Below are 18,675 nucleotides of genomic sequence, written 5' to 3'. Positions count from 1 at the left end.
AAAGTCTTGCAAGAACTTCCTCGAGCGAGGCCGCGTGACGACGGAACTTGTGGGGGTGGTATGACAGCGCGCCAGCAGGCGATCTTCACACTCGACGAGTTGGCTGCCTACTTGAAAGTCGGCAAGCGGACGCTCTACCGGCTCGCCGCGCACGGGGAAATTCCAGCCTTCAAGGTCGGCGGGACGTGGCGGTTTCGTCAAAGTGAAATCGATCAATGGATCAATGATCAGATCCAAGCAGGCAGAAAGAAGGAGGTGATACGCACAGATAAGCAGCCAAAGTCAGCGGAACACTCCGTGTCGCCAGGGCGCGCTATCCATGGCCGCAGGCAAACGGAGTGAGCGAGATTCTTCAATTTTTCTTCTGGAGGTGTGACATGGACATTGATTTCAAGAAGTTGGCTCCCTGGAACTGGTTCAAGAAAGAGCAGGAAGAACAACAGAGCACTGCCTCGCTGCCGGTGCAGCGCAATGACCTGCCGGTGGCGGGTGGGCCGGTCAGCCCCATCCTGCAATTGCATCGCGAGATCGATCGCCTGTTCGACGACGCGTTTCGAGGCTTCGGTTTCCCGACGCTGGCCATGCCACGCTGGCCGTCGGAGTGGCCGGGCCTGCTGAAACCGGCGCTGGACATCCAGGAGACCGACAAGCAGTACAAGATCGCCCTGGAACTGCCCGGCGTCGAGGAAAAAGACATCCAGATCACGCTCGACAACGACGTGCTGCTGGTGCGCGGTGAAAAGCGTCAGGAGCAGGAAACGAAAGACGGTGGTTTCCACCGGGTGGAGCGCTCCTACGGCAGCTTTCAGCGCATTCTGAACCTGCCGGCCGATGCCAACCAGGACACGATCAAGGCCGCTTTCAAGAACGGCGTGCTCACGATCACGATGGACAAGCGCGAGGCCAGTGCGCCCAAGCAGGGGCGCTCGATCCCGATCAACGGCTGACGCGGGGCAGCGCGTTTTTCTCAAAAACCACAAAGAGATGAGGCACCGTGATCTGCGGTGCCTCGCCCAGTTAACCCTCTCAGGAGCATCAGCATGGCCAGAAAACAATGCCAAGGGGGATGTCCTGTTTTTTGTGTGTGGGGCGGTTTCTGAATCTGTCCTCGTGTCGTTCAGCGTGGTGCGAGGGTGAAGCGGTCGCCGTATAGTATCGCGAACTGGTTCATCGCCGATTTCCACTCCTTGCTCGCCCGCTTCCAGTCCGCGGTGATGTTGCGCAAGGCCAGCCAGATCAGCTTGGTGGCCGCCTCGTCGCTTGGGAAGTGCCCGCGGCTCTTGATGATCTTGCGTAACCGCGAATGCACGCTCTCGATGGCGTTGGTGGTGTAGATGATCCGCCGCACTTCGGGCGGGAACGCGAAGAACGGGATCACCCGGCTCCACGCCCGCCGCCAGGCCGCGACCACGGTCGGGAAGCGCTGGCCCCACGGCCCTGCCTCGAACGCGTCCAGCGCGCGCTCGGCGGCCTCCGCGCTCGGTGCGGTGTAGATCGGCTTGATCGCCGCGGCCAGCGCCTTACGGTCCTTCCAGCTCGCATAGTCGAGGCTGTTGCGGATCAGGTGCACGATGCAGGTCTGCAGGGTCGTGGCCGGAAACACCGCCTCCAGTGCCTCCGGCAGGCCCTTCAGGCCGTCGGCCACGCCGATCAGCAGGTCCGTGACCCCGCGGGTCTTGAGATCGTTGAACACCTTCATCCAGAACTTCGCGCCTTCGGTGTTCTCGATCCAAAGCCCCAGAATGTCGCGGGTCCCGTCCGGCAGCACGCCCAAGGCCAGATACACCGCCTTGTTGCGCACCACGCCGTCCTCGCGGATCTTCACCCGCAGGGCATCGAAGAACACCACCGGGTACATCGGCTCCAGCGGCCGGGCCTGCCAGGCCCCCACCTCGGCCATCACCGCGTCGGTGACGGCGCTGATGAACTCCGCTGACACCTCGATGGCGTACATCTCGGCCAGATGGCCCTGAATCTCGCGCACCGACATGCCGCGGGCATACATCGAGATGATCCGGTCGTCAAAGCCGGCAAACCGGCGCTCATGCTTCGGGATCAGCTGCGGTTCGAAGCTGCCGGCCCGGTCGCGGGGCACCTCGATCCGCAGCGGCCCGCCGTCGGTCAGCACGGTCTTGCCGCTGCGGCCGTTGCGATGGTTCCCGCAGCCGCCCTCGGGGCTGGCCAAGTGCACGCCCAGCTCAGCCCCCAAGGCGCGCTCGATCACGGCCTTCTTCAGCTTCTGGAACACGGCCTCGACGCCGGCGGCGTCCATCGGTCCGGGGATCAGCTTCTCAAGCAGCTCGTCGGGAAGAATGGCGTCCGGCTTCGCGGCGGGGGTGGTCTTCTTGCGTGGCATGGGGGCTCCTGGAAGTCGTCATGGTAGGCCCCTCACACAAAAATCCTGACACCCTCATGCCAAGTCTGCGGCCAGCCCGCCACGGTGCGGGTGGAAGCCAATCTCAATGGTCGCCACAGCACCATGCTGTTGTGTGACGATCACTATCGCCAACTGGTGCGCCAGCAAAAGCGCACCGTCTCACCGCTGGAAGCCTTGTTCGGCTTGCGCAGCGGGCTGTTCGAAGACTTCCTTGGCAGCGACTTCTTCCGCATCGGTGACGACGCACCGTCCATGGCGGCCGATACCGACGAGGTGGTCGATGCCTCGTTCGGCGAACCCGCCCCGGCCGGTACGGGCACCGCGCGCCGTCGCGGCAGTGGGCTCGCCAGCCGTATCAGCGAACAGTCCGAGGCCCTATTGCAGGAGGCCGCCCGACACGCTGCAGAGTTCGGGCGCGCCGAAGTCGATACCGAACACCTGCTGCTGGCGCTATCCGACAGCGACGTGGTCAAGACCATCCTGGGGCAGTTCAAGATCAAGGTCGATGACCTCAAGCGCCAGATCGAATCCGAAGCCAAGCGCGGCGATAAGCCGTTCGAGGGCGAGATCGGCGTGTCGCCCCGGGTCAAGGACGCGCTCAGCCGTGCTTTCGTGGCCTCCAACGAACTCGGCCACTCTTATGTCGGGCCGGAGCATTTCCTGATCGGGCTCGCCGAGGAAGGCGAAGGTTTGGCGGCCAACCTGCTGCGCCGTTACGGCCTCACGCCGCAAGCGCTGCGCCAGCAGGTAAGCAAGGTGGTCGGCAAAGGTGCCGAGGATGGCCGCGCCGAGACGCCGACCAACACGCCCGAGCTGGATAAATACTCGCGAGATCTCACCAAAATGGCGCGCGAGGGCAAGCTCGATCCGGTCATCGGCCGCGCGCAGGAGATCGAGACCACCATCGAGGTGCTGGCCCGGCGCAAGAAAAACAATCCGGTGCTGATCGGCGAGCCCGGCGTCGGCAAGACCGCCATCGTCGAAGGGCTGGCGCAGCGCATGGTCGCCGGCGAAGTGCCCGAGACGCTGCGCGACAAGCGCCTGGTGGAACTCAACATCAATGCCATGGTGGCCGGCGCCAAGTACCGCGGCGAGTTCGAGGAGCGCGTGCAGAAGGTGCTCAAGGAAGTGACCGAGCACCAGGGTGAGCTGATTCTCTTCATCGACGAGGTGCACACCATCGTCGGTGCCGGCCAGGGTGGCGGCGAAGGCGGGCTGGACGTGGCCAACGTGTTCAAGCCGATGATGGCGCGCGGCGAACTGAACCTGATCGGCGCCACCACGCTCAACGAGTATCAGAAGTACATCGAGAAGGACGCCGCGCTGGAGCGTCGCTTCCAGCCGGTGATGGTGCCCGAGCCGACCGTGGCGCAGACCATTATGATCCTGCGCGGCCTGCGCGACACCTTCGAGGCGCACCACAAGGTCAGCATTACCGAGGACGCGATCATTGCCGCCGCCGAGTTGTCCGACCGCTACATCACCGCGCGCTTTTTGCCTGACAAGGCCATCGACCTGCTCGACCAGGCGGCCGCACGCGTGAAGCTGTCGGCCACGGCCCGCCCGGTGGCGGTGCAAGAGCTGGAGTCCGAACTGCACCAGCTGCGGCGTGAGCAGGACTATGTGGCGGCACGCAAGCAGTACGACAAGGCTGCTGAACTTGGCAAGCGCATCGAGGCCAAGGAAGCCGAACTCAAGAAGCTCGTCGAGGAATGGGAACGCGAGCGCGCCTCGGGCAGCGCCGAAGTCAAGGCCGAGCATGTCGCACAGATCGTCTCGCGCCTGACCGGCATTCCGGTCAACGAGCTGACGGTGGAAGAACGCGAGAAGCTGCTGCATCTGGAGCAGCGGCTGCACGAGCGCGTGGTGGGCCAGGACGAAGCGGTGCGCGCGGTGGCCGATGCCGTGCGGTTGTCGCGCGCGGGCCTGCGCGAAGGCAGCAAGCCGGTGGCGACTTTTCTGTTCCTCGGGCCGACCGGCGTGGGCAAGACCGAGCTCGCCAAGGCGCTGGCCGAGTCCATCTATGGCGATGAAGGTGCGCTGCTGCGCATCGACATGTCCGAGTACGGGGAACGCCATACCGTGGCACGCCTGGTGGGCGCGCCTCCGGGTTATGTGGGCTATGACGAGGGCGGCCAGCTCACCGAGAAAGTGCGGCGCAAACCCTACAGCGTGTTGTTGCTCGATGAGATCGAAAAAGCGCACCCCGACGTCTACAACATCCTGCTGCAGGTATTCGACGACGGGCGGCTCACCGACGGCAAGGGCCGGGTGGTGGATTTCACCAATACCATCATCATCGCCACCTCGAACTTGGGCTCGGACATCATCCAGCGTCGGCTGAAGGCCCGTGGCGCCGCCGGCGAGGAATACGAGAAGACCAAGGCCGAGGTGATGGACGTGCTGCGCGGACACTTCCGCCCCGAGTTCCTCAACCGCATCGACGAGATCATCGTCTTCCATGCGCTGGGCAAGGAGGAGATCCGCCATATCGTCGGCCTGCAGCTCGATCGTGTGGCCCGCAACGCCGCCAGCCAGGGCGTGACGTTGACCTTCGACCAGACCTTGATCGACCACTTCGCGGAGGAAGGCTACAAACCCGAGTTCGGCGCGCGCGAGCTCAAGCGGCTGATCCGCAGCGAGCTGGAAACCGCGCTGGCGCGCGAGATGCTGGGTGGCGGTATCGGCAAGGGCGATCACGTCAGCGCCCGCTGGGATGACAAGGCCGAGCGGGTGGTTTTCGAGCGCAAGGAGCCACCAGTGAAGCCGGTCGAGCCTGAGAAGCCCGATGCCGCGAAAGTGGCCGAGGCGCTGCCGAGCGACGCGAGCAAGCCTGCGCGCAAGAAGAAGTCAGCGGGCGGCGAATCTTGAGTCATGGGGAGGCTGTCGTGTCCGACCCCAACGGGCTGACATGGGCAGCCACCCTCGTGTCGCTGGCGGTCGCTATCCCCACAGCGGGGCACGCGGTCATCTACAAGCGTGACCCGCGCTCGGCCACGCTGTGGGTGCTGCTGATCGCGCTGTTGCCGCTGGGCGGTTCGCTGCTGTATGGGCTGTTCGGCATCAACCGTTACCAGCGGCGCGCGCGGCGGCTCTTCCCGGGGGCAGATCCTGCTGTTCGGCAGGACCTCGCGCCCACGATGCCCGAGGCTGTATCGCCGCCGCTTGCCGGTCTGGCCCACCTGGTGGGACGCGCCACCGGCCAGTCGCTGACCAGCGGCAACCGCATCGAGCCGCTCGTCGATGGCGAGCAGGCCTACCCGGCCATGCTCGCTGCCATCGAGTCGGCGCGGCACAGCGTCGCGCTGGCTTCGTACATCTTCGACAGCCAAGGCATCGGGGCGCAGTTCGTCGATGCGCTGCGCCGGGCTCATGAGCGCGGCGTGCAAGTGCGGGTGCTGATCGACGACGTCTATGCCCGCTGGAGGCTCCGCAGCGCCTACCGCGCCTTGCAACGCGCCGGTGTTCCGGCGGCGGCGTTCAACCCGACGTTGATTCCCGCGCGCCTGCATGCCGCGCATCTGCGCAATCACCGCAAGCTGCTGGTGATCGATGGCGAGACGGGTTTCACCGGCGGCATGAACATCTTCAGCCCGTATTGGCGGCCCGATGCGCCGGAGCAGGCCTGTCACGATTTGCACTTTCGTCTGCGCGGGCCGGTGGTTGCGCATCTGATGCGGTGCTTCACCGACGATTGGTGCGATACCACGGGCGAGCGGCTCAGCAAGGGTTTCTGGGGCGAACCGCCCGCAACGGCTGATGAGCAAGGAACCTCTTGGGCGCGCGGCATCGAGGCCGGTCCCGATGAGGCCCTGGACAGGATGCGCTGGACCTTCATGGGCGCTTTGAGCGCGGCGAAGCATTCGGTGCGCATCTGGACACCTTACTTCGTGCCCGATCAGCCGATGATCGCAGCGCTGAGCACGGCCGCGTTGCGCGGCGTGCGCGTCGAGGTGCTGACGCCCGCAAACGGCGACCATCCCACGGTGCAATGGGCCGCGCGCGCCCACTACTGGCAGGTGCTGGAGCACGGTGTGCGCATCTTCGAACGGCCTGGCCCGTTCGACCACAGCAAGCTGATGCTGATAGACGGCCAGTGGTGCTGCCTGGGTTCGGCCAATTGGGATGCGCGCAGCCTGCGCCTCAACTTCGAGTTTAATGTGGAGGTGTACGACACCGCGCTGTCTACGCGGCTGGAATCCCTTTTTGATGCCGCCCGTGATGCGTCGGGCGAGATATCGGCGAAGGCGTTGCGCGCCCGCCCTCTGGCCATCCGCTTGCGCGACGGGGTGGCCCGTCTGTTCACCCCCATTCTCTAGCGACACGACTTGCGAGGAACATTGCCCATGGAAAAGAAAGATCAATGGAACATCGGCTACTGGATCGTCGCCGGCCTGTTGCTGCTGACGCTGCAGAACTACTGGCAGGCGGCCAAGACCGTCGAGCCCGTGCCCTACAGCGAATTCGAGAAGGCGCTGGCCGAGGGGCGCATCGCCGAAGTGCTGGTGTCGGACCGCACGGTCACCGGGCGCCTGAAATCGCCGGACAGCCAGGGCAAGACCACCATCGTGGCCACTCGCGTCGAACCCGACCTGGCCGAGCGGCTGTCCAAGTACGACGTGCCTTACGCGCGGGTGGTGGAAAACACCTGGCTACGTGATGTGCTCTCCTGGATTCTGCCGGCGGTGGCCTTCTTCGGCGTCTGGTTCTTCCTGTTCCGCCGCTTCGCCGAGAAGCAGGGCATGGGTGGCTTCCTGAGCATCGGCAAGAGCCGTGCCAAGGTATTCATGGAGAAGAACACTGGCGTGACCTTTGCCGATGTCGCTGGCGTCGATGAAGCCAAGGCGGAGTTGGTTGAGATCGTCGATTTCCTCAAGAATCCGCAGGAGTATGGACGGCTCGGGGCGCGCATTCCCAAGGGCGTGTTGCTGGTCGGCCCACCGGGCACCGGCAAGACATTGCTGGCCAAGGCCGTGGCGGGCGAGGCCGGGGTACCGTTCTTCTCCATCTCCGGCTCGGAGTTCGTCGAGATGTTCGTCGGCGTGGGTGCAGCGCGGGTGCGCGACCTGTTCGAGCAGGCCCGCGGGCAGGCGCCGGCCATCATCTTCATCGACGAGCTCGATGCGCTGGGCCGCGCGCGCGGCGTCGGCGGCCCCATCGGCGGCCACGACGAGCGCGAGCAGACCCTCAACCAACTGCTCACGGAGATGGACGGCTTCGACAGCTCGGTCGGGCTGATCATCCTCGCCGCCACCAACCGCCCCGAAATCCTCGACCAGGCGCTGCTGCGCGCCGGCCGCTTCGACCGTCAGGTGCTGGTGGACCGGCCCGACAAGAAGGGGCGGCTGGACATCCTGAAGGTTCATGTCAAGAAGGTGACGCTGGCCCAGGATGTAGACCTCGAACAGGTAGCCGCGCTGACCACGGGCTTTTCGGGTGCAGACCTCGCGAACCTGGTCAACGAGGCCGCGCTGGCCGCGACCCGGCGCAAAGCATCCGCCGTGGAGTTGCAGGATTTCACCGCCGCCATCGAGCGCATCGTGGCGGGCCTGGAGAAGAAGAACCGCGTGCTCAATCCCAAGGAGCGGGAAACCGTGGCCTATCACGAGATGGGCCATGCGCTGGTGGCGCTGGCGCTGCCCGGCACCGACCCCGTGCACAAGATATCGATCATCCCGCGCGGCATCGGCGCGCTGGGCTACACCTTGCAGCGCCCCACCGAAGACCGCTTCCTGATGACGCGTACCGATCTCGAGCACAAGATCGCCGTACTGCTGGGCGGGCGTGCCGCCGAAAAGCTGGTGTTCGGCGAGTTGTCTACCGGGGCGGCGGACGATCTGGCGCGAGCCACCGACATCGCCCGTGACATGATCACCCGCTTTGGCATGGACGAGGGCCTGGGCTACATCGCCTTCGAGGCGCAGCGGCCCCGCTTTCTCGATACACCTGAACTGGCCCACGGCGGTTGCCGGGTGGCCGAATCGACTCAGACACGCATCGACCAAGCCATCCGTGACATCGTGATGGGTGTGTTTGATCGTGCATACCGAATTCTCGAAATTAACCGAGAAGTGCTGGAGCGCTGCGCGCGCGAGCTGCTGGCGCGGGAAACGCTCGACGAAAGCGATATCCGTCAATTGACTCAAGGACTTGTTCGGAACTGAAAACAGTAGTAGGTGCCATTCAGAGTAAACCGACGGCTCTGTTCGGTGCGTCATCCAATTCGTCGGCATTGTTCAAGGAGAACCGATATGTCTGCATTGACTCCGTGGGACCCCTTCCGGGAACTGGATGAATTGCAAAACCGCCTGGCGACGATGTTCGGACGAATACCCCAGCGACAGGGCGCCCGTACCGGCAACGAAGCCATGACCACGGCGGACTGGGCACCAATGGTGGACATCAGCGAGGATGAGAACGCATTCATCCTCAAACTGGATCTGCCGGAGGTCCCCAAGGATGCCGTGCGCGTCAGCGCGGAAAACGGTGTGCTCACCATCAGCGGCGAGCGCAAACTGGAGAAAGAGGAGCAGGGCAAGAAGTTCCACCGCATCGAACGTGCGTATGGCCGCTTTGTGCGCAGCTTTGTCTTGCCTGACAACGTTGATCCGACCAAGGTGACGGCTTCCATGAAAGACGGCGTGCTGGAAGTGCGGCTTGTCAAGGCCGAGCAAGCCAAACCGAAACAGATTGAAATCTCAGTCAACTAACTTTAATTAGGAGCCCAAGATCATGAATATCAAACAGCCAAAATACATCTTCTCCGCACTTGCCCTGGCGGTCGTCGTCGGACTGAGCGGACCGGCTCTGGCCCAATCAGCGGCAGGTTCTAGCCCAGGTGCTGCAGCACCCTCTGCCGCATCCAAGGCGGCGCAGCCACAGGTAGATGACAAGGTCGCCCGGGAAGCCGCGAAAAAGCGCGCCGAACTCTCCCAAGATGCAATCACTGCGCTGGCCAAGACCCATGAGGCATTGATCCTCCTTGATGCAAAGAAGACCAAGGACGCGCTCGCTGCGCTGGAACTGGCCAGCGGAAAGCTGGAACTGGTATTGGCACGCGACGCCAAACTTGCTTTGGCGCCGGTCAATGTACGCGTCATCACCCACGATATCCACGCCAACGTGGAATCGGTGAAGAAAGCGGTCAAGTTGTCTCGGGAATTGTTGGGTGATGGCGAGGTGCAAAAGGCCCGGCCCATCGTCGCCAATCTGGCCAGCGAAATCGTGATCGAAACCGACAACCTGCCGATGGCAACGTACCCGGCAGCGATCAAGTCGGCCGCACGGCTCATCGACAGCGGCAAGATCGACGAAGCCAAAGCAGAGCTCGCCCGAGCACTGAACACGCTGGTGGTCACCCAAGTTGTACTCCCTCTGCCCGTGCTACGGGCCGAAGCCGCGATAGCAAAAGCTGAAAAGCTGGCCGAGACCGACAAGCGCGATGCCAAGCAGAACGAGGAGCTCAGCACCTTGCTTGCGTACGTGCGCACGGAGCTCGAGATGGCGCAGATCCTGGGTTATGGCAAGAAGGCGGACTTCAAGCCCATCTTCGATCAGCTGAAGTCCATTGAGCAAAAGTCGGCTGGTGGCAAAAGCGGCAAGGGATGGTTCGACGAGTTGAAGACGCGCCTCCAAAAGCTGTTTTGAGGTGATGAAGGGGCCGACTGTTCGGTCGGTCAGTCTCCCGATGTTCGCAGTCAGCCCCAATAGATTCGCCTATTTGTCAGGTCCCGGACGATTACGTGGTTTGAAGATGAAAAGATCGGGGCGTTGAGCGTACCACTTTTTCAAGGCCTCCAGAGGTGTTATGTGTCCGATTGCCTTCTGGGGTAAATGATGGTTGTACAGCCAAACATAACGGGTCAAGGTAGTCTCGAGGTCCTCGGCGCTGTTGAAGTGATGGGTGGCAAGGACCTCGGCAATACGGCCGTTGAAGCGTTCGACCATGCCATTGGTCTGAGGGTGTCTGGGCTTGGTGAGGCGATGCTCGATGCCAAGGGCCTGGCAGAGCTGATCGAACTCGTGCTTCCCGGACGGTGCGCGCGCGCCTGAGGCGAAGAGGCGATCCGTGAACTCCTTGCCGTTGTCGGTGAGGATGTGCGTGATTCTGACCGGGCAGGTCTTGTGCAAGGCCTTCAGGAAGCTTCTGGCCGCGGCTGCGGTCTTGTTTGGCTTAATCTGGATGAAGACCCAACGGGTGGCGCGGTCAATGGCGACGAAGAGATAACGCCTCTGATGTTCGTCGGGCATCTGCGGCAGGTACTTGACGTCGATGTGCAGGTAGCCCGGCATGTAGGTCTTGAATGGCTTGGAAGCAGGCGCATCCTTGGCTTCACTGGGCAGTTGGGATAGGCCATGGCGCTTGAGCAGACGATACAGCCCAGAACGTGAGGCCCGGGGGTTGATGAACTCCCGTGTGACCACCAGCAGATCGTCAAGGGGTAGCTGGAGGGTCTTGCGCAGCTCCACCACCAAAAGCTCCTGCGCCGGGGTGAGCGTCGTCTGCAAACGATGCGCGGTATGCGGGCGATCTTCCACAAAGTCCCGACGCTTCCAGCGGCGGATGGTGTCTTCGGATACGCCCAACTCGGCTGCCAAGGCCGCAACCGACAAGGACGAGGACTGGATGTAGGTGTAGGGTTCCGGACGATTGCATAGATCCTTCGCGTCGTGCACTCTTCGTTAGTCGCGCAGTGATGCGAGAGCTGATCGACAACCTCCGGAGCGCTCAACCATGATTATTCGCCTACACAAAAACGCCACCACAACCCCCGCCACCCGCGCCTACATCCAGTCCTCGTCCTTGTCGGTTGCGGCCTTGGCAGCCGAGTTGGGCGTATCCGAAGACACCATCCGCCGCTGGAAGCGTCGGGACTTTGTGGAAGATCGCCCGCATACCGCGCATCGTTTGCAGACGACGCTCACCCCGGCGCAGGAGCTTTTGGTGGTGGAGCTGCGCAAGACCCTCCAGCTACCCCTTGACGATCTGCTGGTGGTCACACGGGAGTTCATCAACCCCCGGGCCTCACGTTCTGGGCTGTATCGTCTGCTCAAGCGCCATGGCCTATCCCAACTGCCCAGTGAAGCCAAGGATGCGCCTGCTTCCAAGCCATTCAAGACCTACATGCCGGGCTACCTGCACATCGACGTCAAGTACCTGCCGCAGATGCCCGACGAACATCAGAGGCGTTATCTCTTCGTCGCCATTGACCGCGCCACCCGTTGGGTCTTCATCCAGATTAAGCCAAACAAGACCGCAGCCGCGGCCAGAAGCTTCCTGAAGGCCTTGCACAAGACCTGCCCGGTCAGAATCACGCACATCCTCACCGACAACGGCAAGGAGTTCACGGATCGCCTCTTCGCCTCAGGCGCGCGCGCACCGTCCGGGAAGCACGAGTTCGATCAGCTCTGCCAGGCCCTTGGCATCGAGCATCGCCTCACCAAGCCCAGACACCCTCAGACCAATGGCATGGTCGAACGCTTCAACGGCCGTATTGCCGAGGTCCTTGCCACCCATCACTTCAACAGCGCCGAGGACCTCGAGACTACCTTGACCCGTTATGTTTGGCTGTACAACCATCATTTACCCCAGAAGGCAATCGGACACATAACACCTCTGGAGGCCTTGAAAAAGTGGTACGCTCAACGCCCCGATCTTTTCATCTTCAAACCACGTAATCGTCCGGGACCTGACATGTAGGCGCGGGTGGCGGGGGTTGTGGTGGCGTTTTTGTGTAGGCGAATAATCATGGTTGAGCGCTCCGGAGGTTGTCGATCAGCTCTCGCATCACTGCGCGACTAACGAAGAGTGCACGACGCGAAGGATCTATGCAATCGTCCGGAACCCTACACCTATTTTCACTAACTCATACGAGGCATATCACCATGAATGAGCAAACATCGAATCCCAATGCGACGAACAAAGAAATAAACGAACAGGCCGCGGTAAGCAGCCTTCCTGTCAGTCCAGAGGCCAAGCCTGAAGTCGTCACGGAGGTACAGCCTGAGGTTCAGAAGGAAACGGACTCGCAGGCGGCAGACAAACGTAAACAAGTCCTCGATGAGGCCGTCTCGGCCTTGGCGCTGACCAAATCAGCGCTGGCCGCACTTGACGGCAAGGACACTGCACGCGCAGTGGCAATGCTGGCCGAAGTGACGGGAAAGCTGGAGCTGATCGTCGCGCGCGAACCCACGCTCGCCCTGGCCCCCGTTGATGTGCGCACCATCGTGCACGACTTGTTCGCCAACACGGAAACCATTGAGGCGATGATCGACGAGGCGCTGGATGCCCTCAAACATGGCGAGGTGCAACAGGCACGTCACGTGCTGGCTTTGCTGGCCAGTGAAATCGTGATCGTGGTCACCAACATCCCTCTGGCGTCCTATCCCGCAGCCGTGAAGGCAGTCGTGCCGCTGATCGATCAGGGCAAGATCGAAGAAGCCAAAGCCGCGCTGCAGTCAGCGCTCAGCACGCTGGTCGAGGAGCGCAGCGTGCTTCCGCTGCCCGTCCTGCGTGCGAAGCTGCTCCTGAAGCGCGCCGAGCCCTTGGTAGAAGATGGTCAGCGTAGCGAAGCGTCCAATGAGCGCCTGGCGACATTATTGAACGAAGCGCGGCAGCAGTTGGAAATGGCAGAACTGCTGGGCTATGGAAAGAAGAAGGACTTTGAGCCCCTGTATGCTGAACTCAAGAAAGTCAAGCAAAAGACGGCTGGGGGAGGCGGCGGAAAAGGCTGGCTCGATGAAGTCAAGGCAAAACTGTCCAAGTTGTTCTGAAACCCCTGGAGAGGGGGCGCATAGCGCCCCCTCTCTTGTCCCATGAGTGTTTGATTTTTCATTTCGTATAGATCTTTAGGAGATATTGCATGAACACAGACACCATCGCCAATTCCAATGCGGATGACCCCACCAAAGCACTGTGTTCGCTGAGCCAGAATTGGTGGCTTTTTGCGCTGCGCGGTGTCTTGGCATTGATTTTCGCAGCCCTTGCGTTCTGGATGCCACAATCGGCTCTGTTGGCCATGACCATCATGTTCGGCGCATTTTCCTTGGTCAATGGCGCTTTCAACTTGGTTGCAGCGGTGCGCCATATCCAGAAAAAAGAGCGCTGGGGCTGGCTGCTGTTCAGCGGCATTGTCGGCATACTTACGGGCGTCGTCGTCCTGGTTGCTCCTTGGGTCGCCACGATAGTCTTGGCTTCTTTTTTATGGGCTAGCGTGGGCTTCTGGGCGATTTTCACCGGTGTGCTGGAGATATCCGCCGCCGTTCGGCTGCGTCAAGAAATCAAGGGTGAAATCTGGCTTGCCCTCAGTGGACTGCTCTCGATTATCCTTGGTGCTATCGTCTTGTGGATATTTTTTACCCGTCCGGTCGAGTCATTCCTGGCCGCAGGCTGGCTGTTGGGCTTCTATGCGGCAGTCTATGGTGTCACGCTTTTGTTCTTGAGTTGGCGTCTTCGCAAAACGCGCCAGGGGTAAGGGCAGGTCAAACTAAATTCTATGGATATGAGCATTTTCGGTTCGTGCCTCCATAGGAATGACATCAAAGGAGTCATGCATGCAGATTCAATATAGCTTTCGAGCTGTCGACAAAGAGTTTCATGAGCCATGGCAGAGAGCTTTGGGAAATGTGATCGAGCGCGACCTCAAGCCATTGCTCGACAAACACACTAAAGATTCAGTGCGACTTCAAATCGTCCTTGATCGCGACAAGATCAAGCGGCAATTTCTGGCCAGTGGCTATATGCACCTGCCCGGCAAAAAGATTGTCAGCGTCACTGCATCACATGACGAGCTGACGCCCCTCGCGCAGATGCTCGCACAGTCGTTGTTCCGTCAGGCCAAGAAGCATTTTGACCGGCTGCTTGCTCAGGACCAAATCAAGCGCAAAGCACGACGCGAGCGCTTGCGCGAGCTCAAGGTGCGGATTGCCGCAAAACCCGCGTCAGCCGCCCATGAGGCCGAGGTGACCCGAATGCCTCTACTGTCGAAACTTGAGGCTGTCGCAAGGCGTGAGCTGGCTTATCTGCGGGCCGTCGGCGATTTACCGCGCGATTATCCGACGCTGCGCGACGTGGTGGATGAAGCGATTGTCCGAGCTGAGGTGGAATGGCAATCCGTGCCGGAAGAAAAAGCGGCTTACACCGGTCTTCTGAAGCATCTGTTCGCCATCCTGGATAACGAAGTGGCAAACAGCCGGCAATTTGGCGAATTCGTTTCTCTGGACGCGCAGGTCGAAGCCGATGCCCTGGACGTGGCCGAGGCCATGGTGGAAGAGGAAGTCTTCGAATTTTATCAGCCCGACGACACACTCAGGCTGGCCGATATCATCGCTGACAGTCAGCATCCCGACGCCGCAACGATCGCGGAACAGGAGGAGCTAGTTGATCGGTCGAGCGAGTTCGCTTTTGCATTCGACCTGCTGAAGGACATGCCGCGTTTGTGGCGGCGCATTTTTCTGCTTATCCGTGTGGATGGGCTGGATGCCAGCAGCGTCTCTGAAATCCTGCTGATGCCTAGTAAGGAAGATACTGTCCAAAGGTGGCTCATGCAGGCCGAAGCGTTCATCGCTGCTCATTTGGAAGAGGCCGGAGTAAGCAAAGACGGGAACGATTGGCTCCAAGGCGTTGATTGGTCGGCATTGTCTGTGACCCGAAGCGCGGCAGCCTCACTGTGGTCCAAGGAGGCGAACCATGAAGAATGATCTTCACCTCGTCTGTCCGCATTGCCAGTCCATCAACCGCGTACCGACTGCGAAACTATCGGAACATCCCAACTGCGGCCGCTGCCAGCAGCCCTTGTTCACGGGCGAACCCATCGAGTTGACCACGGCGACGTTCTCGCGCCACGTGGAGCGCAGCGACCTGCCACTGTTGGTCGATTTCTGGGCACCTTGGTGCGGGCCGTGCAAGATGATGGCCCCGCAGTTCCAGCAAGCGGCGCGCCAGCTCGAACCCAGGGTCAGGCTGGCCAAGGTCAATACCGAGGCAGAACCCCACCTGGCCGCGCAGTTCGGCATCCGCAGCATTCCAACCCTGATTTTGTTCCGAGGGGGACATGAGGTTGCACGTCAGGCGGGCGCCATGGGCGCGCAGGACATTATGCGCTGGGTGGCTTCGCAATTGCCCCGATGATTCAGGTGCAATCGAGTCGTTTTCTCGGACTCCCCGTTCCATTAACGTTTCATTGAAAGAGGGAGCGCAACGCTTATGCATAAAGAATCTGGCCACACGGCCTTTGACGAGATGCGCTCCCAGTGGCGGTTGATGACAGTTTACGAGCGCTTCGAGCAGGTCGTCGCCCTCGTTCTGTCGGCGGTAATTGCCGTCATCATCGTGGTGTCGCTGTTCCAGCTCATCGCCATCGTCTTCACGCTGCTGGTCCTCGATGCCTTCAATCCCCTGGATCACAAGGTATTCCAGAGTGTGTTCGGCATGATCATGACGCTCTTGATCGCGATGGAGTTCAAGCATTCCATCGTGCGCGTGGCGCTGCGTCGGGACAGCATCATCCAGGTCAAGACCGTGATCCTCATCGGCCTGATCGCGCTGGCGCGCAAGTTCGTGATCCTCGACGCCGAGGCGAGCCCTGGCAAGATCGCCGCGCTTGCAGGAGCCACACTGGCGCTCGGTGCCACTTACTGGCTGATGCGCGAGCGCGACGACCGTGTCGCCGAGACATCTGAGCATGACCCGTCATCATCCCGGTGACCCGCGCGGCGTTGTTGCAACACCGCTGGCTCAACCGCCTGCAGACCGGGCTGTTGGTCCTGACCCTGATCGGGATCGCAGCCACCGCAGGAAGCCTGCTGTTCGGGGAAAGCGGCCTGTGGCTCGCGCTGTTTGCAGTTGCAGGCACGTTGTTGCTGGAACCGGCAGCCGCATCCGCCTTGACCTTGCGCCTGTACCGCGCACGGGCTTTGCGCCCGCACGAAGCCCCGGAAATTTGGGCCCTGTTGCGCGAGCTGTCCGCCCGTGCCGGTTTGCCCGCCACGCCGGTGCCGCACTACGTGCCCAGTGCCGTCGTCAACGCCTTCGCCACCGGCTCGAAGCAGCATGCATCGATCGCCCTCACCGATGGCCTGCTGCGCAACCTGAGTCCGCGCGAACTGGCGGGTGTGCTAGCGCACGAGGTCGCGCACATCGCTAATGAGTCGCCCCTGAAATATTCATAACCTCATGATTTTTCTTGTGTTATTGTCTGTTTGCGAGTACAATTTCCCCCAGATTTGATGGTCTGATGCGCCGTTTTCTGGGAGTTTTGCGATGTTTGCCTGCCCCGCCACCGAGGACTTCTTCCGCGCCCGGCTCGATCAGATGATCGACCTGCGCCATCCGCTGGCGGTGTTGTCCTCACGCATGCCGTGGCAGGAGTTGGAAGCAAGGCTGTCGCACCTGTTCATGCGCAAAGCGCGCGCAGGTGTCGCGATGCCCGATCTGGACCTCTTTGGCGAATCTCCGGTGCGCGCAGCTCGGGCGTCCAACGCAGGCCGACCCCGCGTGCCGCTGCGCGTGATGATCGCGCTGCTGTATCTGAAGCACGCCTTCAACGAGTCGGACGAAGGGGTGGTGGAGCGTTGGCGCGACACGCCGCGCTGGCAGTACTTCTCGGGTCTGGCCTACTACGAGGACCGGCTGCCGTGTGACGCCACGACGCTGGTGAAGTTTCGCCGGCTGCTGGGCGAGGAGGGGGTGGAAGAACTCCTGGCGCAGACGATCAACGTGGCGGTGGAAACCGGACTCATCAAGCCGCAGGAACTCAAGCGCGTGGTGGTGGACACCACCGTACAACCCAAGGCGGTGGCGCACCCCACCGACAGCCGCTTGCTCGAGACCGCGCGCACCAAGCTGGTGCAAGCAGCCAAGCAAGCCGGCATTGCACTGAAGCAGACCTTTGCCAAGGAAGGCAAGGAGCTGGCCCGCAAGGCTGGGCGCTATGCGCACGCGCGGCAGTTTGCGCGCATGCGCCGGGTCATCAAGCGCCAGCGCACGATCGTGGCCAGGCTGCAGCGGGAGATCGAGCGCAAGGCCAGCCGCCTGGGGCAGGCCATCCAGAGCGCTCTTGGCCACACCCTCAACAAGGCGGCGCGTCTGGTGGCGCAGACTGCCAACCGAAAGACCGCCGACGGGACTCGAAAGCTCTACGCCTGGCACGCGCCGGAGGTGGAGTGCATCAACAAGGGCAAGGCCCGCTGCCCTTACGAGTTCGGCGTCAAGGTCGGCATTGCCAGCACCCTGAAGCACAGCCTCATCGTCGGAGCCCGGGCCTTCCATGGCAACCCCTACGACGGGCACACGCTGCAAGCGCAGCTGGAGCAGGCCACGATCCTGATGCAGGACACTGGCATCAAGCCCAGCACAGCGTTTGCCGATCTGGGCTACCGCGGGGTGGAAGCCGACATCGCGGATGTGCGCCTGGTGCACCGCGGCAAGATCAAGCGCCTGACGCAGCAGGAGCGCAAGCTGCTCAAGCGCCGCCAGGCCATCGAGCCGGTCATCGGGCACTTGAAGCAGGATCACCGCATGGACAGGTGCCATCTCAAGGGCGAGCAGGGTGACCGGCTGCACGCGGTGCTGTGCGCGGCGGGCTACAACATCCGCTGGCTGCTGCGCATGATCACGAAGAAGGGCGTGCCCTTCTTGAGGCGAGCTTTTTTGCGCCTCATTGCGGCCGTGCGCCTCATCGGCCGGTGGCTCGCCCAGCGGCGGCCAACCGAGACCAGTGGCGCCAACCCTGCCCAGCTGCGGCTAAGGGCGGCGTGAAAATGAATTTTTCAGGGACGACTAATGAGGATATGCGTGTCATGGGGCTGGCGGATTCCGTCAGTCGCCTCACGAGCCTGCTGGCTATGGTCGGACAGATCGCTATTGTGTTCAGCTTGCCCGCACTGCTGGCCGGCGCGGTGGCGGTCAATTGGCCTGGACTGCTTCTGCTGGCCGCCTCGCCCCAGCTGGCCCTGCTCGCACAGCTCGGCTTGTCTCGCGTGCGTGAGTTCGACGCTGACCGCCTCGCGGCGGAACTGACCGGCGACCCGCAAGGGCTGGCGTCCGCGCTGGCGAAAATCGAGCGGGTCAGCCGCTCCTGGCGTGCCTGGCTGTGGCCGGGATGGGGCAATCCCGAGCCTTCCTGGTTGCGCACGCATCCGGCAACGCAAGATCGCATCTCACGCCTGCTGACGTTGGCGCCTGGACCAGCAACAGCCTTGCCGTTTCACGCGCCCCATTTCTTGCCGGAATCCGCTGTGACGCCGCGCCCGCCGCGCTGGCGCCCGAGCGGGCTATGGCGCTGATTGTCTATCAACAG

At 62.0% G+C, this 18,675-nt stretch carries 16 protein-coding genes and 2 pseudogenes; 16 read left to right on the top strand and 2 right to left on the bottom strand.

Features of this window, described 5'->3' with window-relative positions:
- Positions 1-60 precede the first annotated feature (60 nt).
- Positions 61-342, top strand: coding sequence for a helix-turn-helix transcriptional regulator (locus ACPP3B_RS13345; protein WP_424859297.1), 282 nt, complete (start codon positions 61-63; stop codon positions 340-342).
- A 35-nt stretch (positions 343-377) separates the two neighbouring features.
- The gene (locus tag ACPP3B_RS13340) at positions 378-947 is read left to right on the top strand and encodes an Hsp20/alpha crystallin family protein (protein WP_058616820.1); all 570 of its coding nucleotides are present in this window, start codon (positions 378-380) and stop codon (positions 945-947) included.
- A gap of 170 nt (positions 948-1,117) precedes the next feature.
- On the opposite strand, the gene ACPP3B_RS13335 is transcribed toward ACPP3B_RS13340, so the two are convergent.
- Positions 1,118-2,356: an IS256 family transposase gene (locus ACPP3B_RS13335; protein ID WP_132963481.1), complete on the bottom strand. Its 1,239-nt coding sequence runs from the start codon at positions 2,354-2,356 to the stop codon at positions 1,118-1,120.
- 45 nt (positions 2,357-2,401) lie between these two features.
- Here ACPP3B_RS13335 and clpK point away from each other — a divergent pair, with 45 nt between their 5' ends.
- The 5 genes from clpK to yfdX1 all read left to right on the top strand — a co-directional run bounded on the left by clpK (position 2,402) and on the right by yfdX1 (position 10,024).
- The gene (clpK, locus tag ACPP3B_RS13330; protein WP_424860198.1) at positions 2,402-5,248 is read left to right on the top strand and encodes a heat shock survival AAA family ATPase ClpK; all 2,847 of its coding nucleotides are present in this window, start codon (positions 2,402-2,404) and stop codon (positions 5,246-5,248) included.
- 17 nt (positions 5,249-5,265) lie between these two features.
- Positions 5,266-6,696, top strand: a complete 1,431-nt coding sequence (cls, locus tag ACPP3B_RS13325; protein ID WP_424859296.1) for a cardiolipin synthase — start codon at positions 5,266-5,268, stop codon at positions 6,694-6,696.
- Positions 6,697-6,723: 27 nt separating this feature from the next.
- The gene (gene ftsH, locus ACPP3B_RS13320) at positions 6,724-8,541 is read left to right on the top strand and encodes an ATP-dependent zinc metalloprotease FtsH (protein ID WP_424859295.1); all 1,818 of its coding nucleotides are present in this window, start codon (positions 6,724-6,726) and stop codon (positions 8,539-8,541) included.
- Between the two features lie 87 nt (positions 8,542-8,628).
- The gene (gene hsp20-GI, locus ACPP3B_RS13315) at positions 8,629-9,087 is read left to right on the top strand and encodes a small heat shock protein sHSP20-GI (protein WP_395141910.1); all 459 of its coding nucleotides are present in this window, start codon (positions 8,629-8,631) and stop codon (positions 9,085-9,087) included.
- Between the two features lie 22 nt (positions 9,088-9,109).
- Positions 9,110-10,024, top strand: a complete 915-nt coding sequence (gene yfdX1 / locus ACPP3B_RS13310; protein WP_424859294.1) for a heat resistance protein YfdX1 — start codon at positions 9,110-9,112, stop codon at positions 10,022-10,024.
- 69 nt (positions 10,025-10,093) lie between these two features.
- Here yfdX1 and ACPP3B_RS13305 read toward each other — a convergent pair whose 3' ends face one another.
- Positions 10,094-11,053 (bottom strand): IS481 family transposase, encoded by a 960-nt coding sequence (locus ACPP3B_RS13305; protein ID WP_424859293.1) that lies wholly within the window; start codon positions 11,051-11,053, stop codon positions 10,094-10,096.
- 58 nt (positions 11,054-11,111) lie between these two features.
- Here ACPP3B_RS13305 and ACPP3B_RS13300 point away from each other — a divergent pair, with 58 nt between their 5' ends.
- From ACPP3B_RS13300 to ACPP3B_RS13260, 9 genes and pseudogenes are all read left to right on the top strand, one after another.
- Entirely contained in the window at positions 11,112-12,077 is a 966-nt protein-coding gene (locus tag ACPP3B_RS13300) for an IS481 family transposase (protein ID WP_424859292.1), read from the top strand.
- Positions 12,078-12,262: 185 nt separating this feature from the next.
- Positions 12,263-13,150, top strand: coding sequence for a heat resistance protein YfdX2 (gene yfdX2, locus ACPP3B_RS13295; RefSeq protein ID WP_045785184.1), 888 nt, complete (start codon positions 12,263-12,265; stop codon positions 13,148-13,150).
- Between the two features lie 89 nt (positions 13,151-13,239).
- A complete protein-coding gene (gene hdeD-GI, locus ACPP3B_RS13290; protein WP_424859291.1) occupies positions 13,240-13,851 on the top strand; it encodes a heat resistance membrane protein HdeD-GI in 612 nt (203 codons plus the stop codon).
- A gap of 79 nt (positions 13,852-13,930) precedes the next feature.
- Positions 13,931-15,076: a hypothetical protein gene (locus tag ACPP3B_RS13285; RefSeq protein WP_424859290.1), complete on the top strand. Its 1,146-nt coding sequence runs from the start codon at positions 13,931-13,933 to the stop codon at positions 15,074-15,076.
- A complete protein-coding gene (gene trx-GI, locus ACPP3B_RS13280) occupies positions 15,066-15,506 on the top strand; it encodes a heat resistance system thioredoxin Trx-GI (protein ID WP_424859289.1) in 441 nt (146 codons plus the stop codon). Before ACPP3B_RS13285 ends, trx-GI begins: the two co-directional genes overlap by 11 nt.
- A 75-nt stretch (positions 15,507-15,581) precedes the next feature.
- Positions 15,582-16,082: a phosphate-starvation-inducible PsiE family protein gene (locus ACPP3B_RS13275; protein WP_424859288.1), complete on the top strand. Its 501-nt coding sequence runs from the start codon at positions 15,582-15,584 to the stop codon at positions 16,080-16,082.
- Positions 16,060-16,525 (top strand): annotated as a pseudogene (locus tag ACPP3B_RS13270) (M48 family metalloprotease); the annotation flags it as partial. The gene ACPP3B_RS13275 and the pseudogene ACPP3B_RS13270, both read left to right, overlap by 23 nt.
- Positions 16,526-16,637: 112 nt before the next feature.
- Entirely contained in the window at positions 16,638-18,134 is a 1,497-nt protein-coding gene (locus tag ACPP3B_RS13265) for an IS5 family transposase (RefSeq protein WP_424859174.1), read from the top strand.
- A gap of 20 nt (positions 18,135-18,154) precedes the next feature.
- Positions 18,155-18,661 (top strand): annotated as a pseudogene (locus tag ACPP3B_RS13260) (M48 family metalloprotease); the annotation flags it as partial.
- Positions 18,662-18,675: the final 14 nt, after the last annotated feature.

Source organism: Tepidimonas sp. HKU77 (genome assembly GCF_049728535.1).
Classification (GTDB): Bacteria; Pseudomonadota; Gammaproteobacteria; order Burkholderiales; family Burkholderiaceae_C; genus Tepidimonas.
Note: the sequence above shows the minus strand (reverse complement) of the source record. Positions and strands in the feature narration are given on the sequence as shown.

What these genes read in the sequence shown, in the direction of transcription:
- ACPP3B_RS13345 (WP_424859297.1), top strand. Translation starts at nt 61, where the DNA reads ATGACAGCGCGCCAGCAGGCGATCTTCACACTCGACGAGTTGGCTGCC.
- ACPP3B_RS13340 (WP_058616820.1), top strand. Translation starts at nt 378, where the DNA reads ATGGACATTGATTTCAAGAAGTTGGCTCCCTGGAACTGGTTCAAGAAA.
- ACPP3B_RS13335 (WP_132963481.1), bottom strand. Translation starts at nt 2,356, where the DNA reads ATGCCACGCAAGAAGACCACCCCCGCCGCGAAGCCGGACGCCATTCTT.
- ftsH (WP_424859295.1), top strand. Translation starts at nt 6,724, where the DNA reads ATGGAAAAGAAAGATCAATGGAACATCGGCTACTGGATCGTCGCCGGC.
- hsp20-GI (WP_395141910.1), top strand. Translation starts at nt 8,629, where the DNA reads ATGTCTGCATTGACTCCGTGGGACCCCTTCCGGGAACTGGATGAATTG.
- yfdX1 (WP_424859294.1), top strand. Translation starts at nt 9,110, where the DNA reads ATGAATATCAAACAGCCAAAATACATCTTCTCCGCACTTGCCCTGGCG.
- ACPP3B_RS13300 (WP_424859292.1), top strand. Translation starts at nt 11,112, where the DNA reads ATGATTATTCGCCTACACAAAAACGCCACCACAACCCCCGCCACCCGC.
- yfdX2 (WP_045785184.1), top strand. Translation starts at nt 12,263, where the DNA reads ATGAATGAGCAAACATCGAATCCCAATGCGACGAACAAAGAAATAAAC.
- hdeD-GI (WP_424859291.1), top strand. Translation starts at nt 13,240, where the DNA reads ATGAACACAGACACCATCGCCAATTCCAATGCGGATGACCCCACCAAA.
- ACPP3B_RS13285 (WP_424859290.1), top strand. Translation starts at nt 13,931, where the DNA reads ATGCAGATTCAATATAGCTTTCGAGCTGTCGACAAAGAGTTTCATGAG.
- trx-GI (WP_424859289.1), top strand. Translation starts at nt 15,066, where the DNA reads ATGAAGAATGATCTTCACCTCGTCTGTCCGCATTGCCAGTCCATCAAC.
- ACPP3B_RS13275 (WP_424859288.1), top strand. Translation starts at nt 15,582, where the DNA reads ATGCATAAAGAATCTGGCCACACGGCCTTTGACGAGATGCGCTCCCAG.
- ACPP3B_RS13265 (WP_424859174.1), top strand. Translation starts at nt 16,638, where the DNA reads ATGTTTGCCTGCCCCGCCACCGAGGACTTCTTCCGCGCCCGGCTCGAT.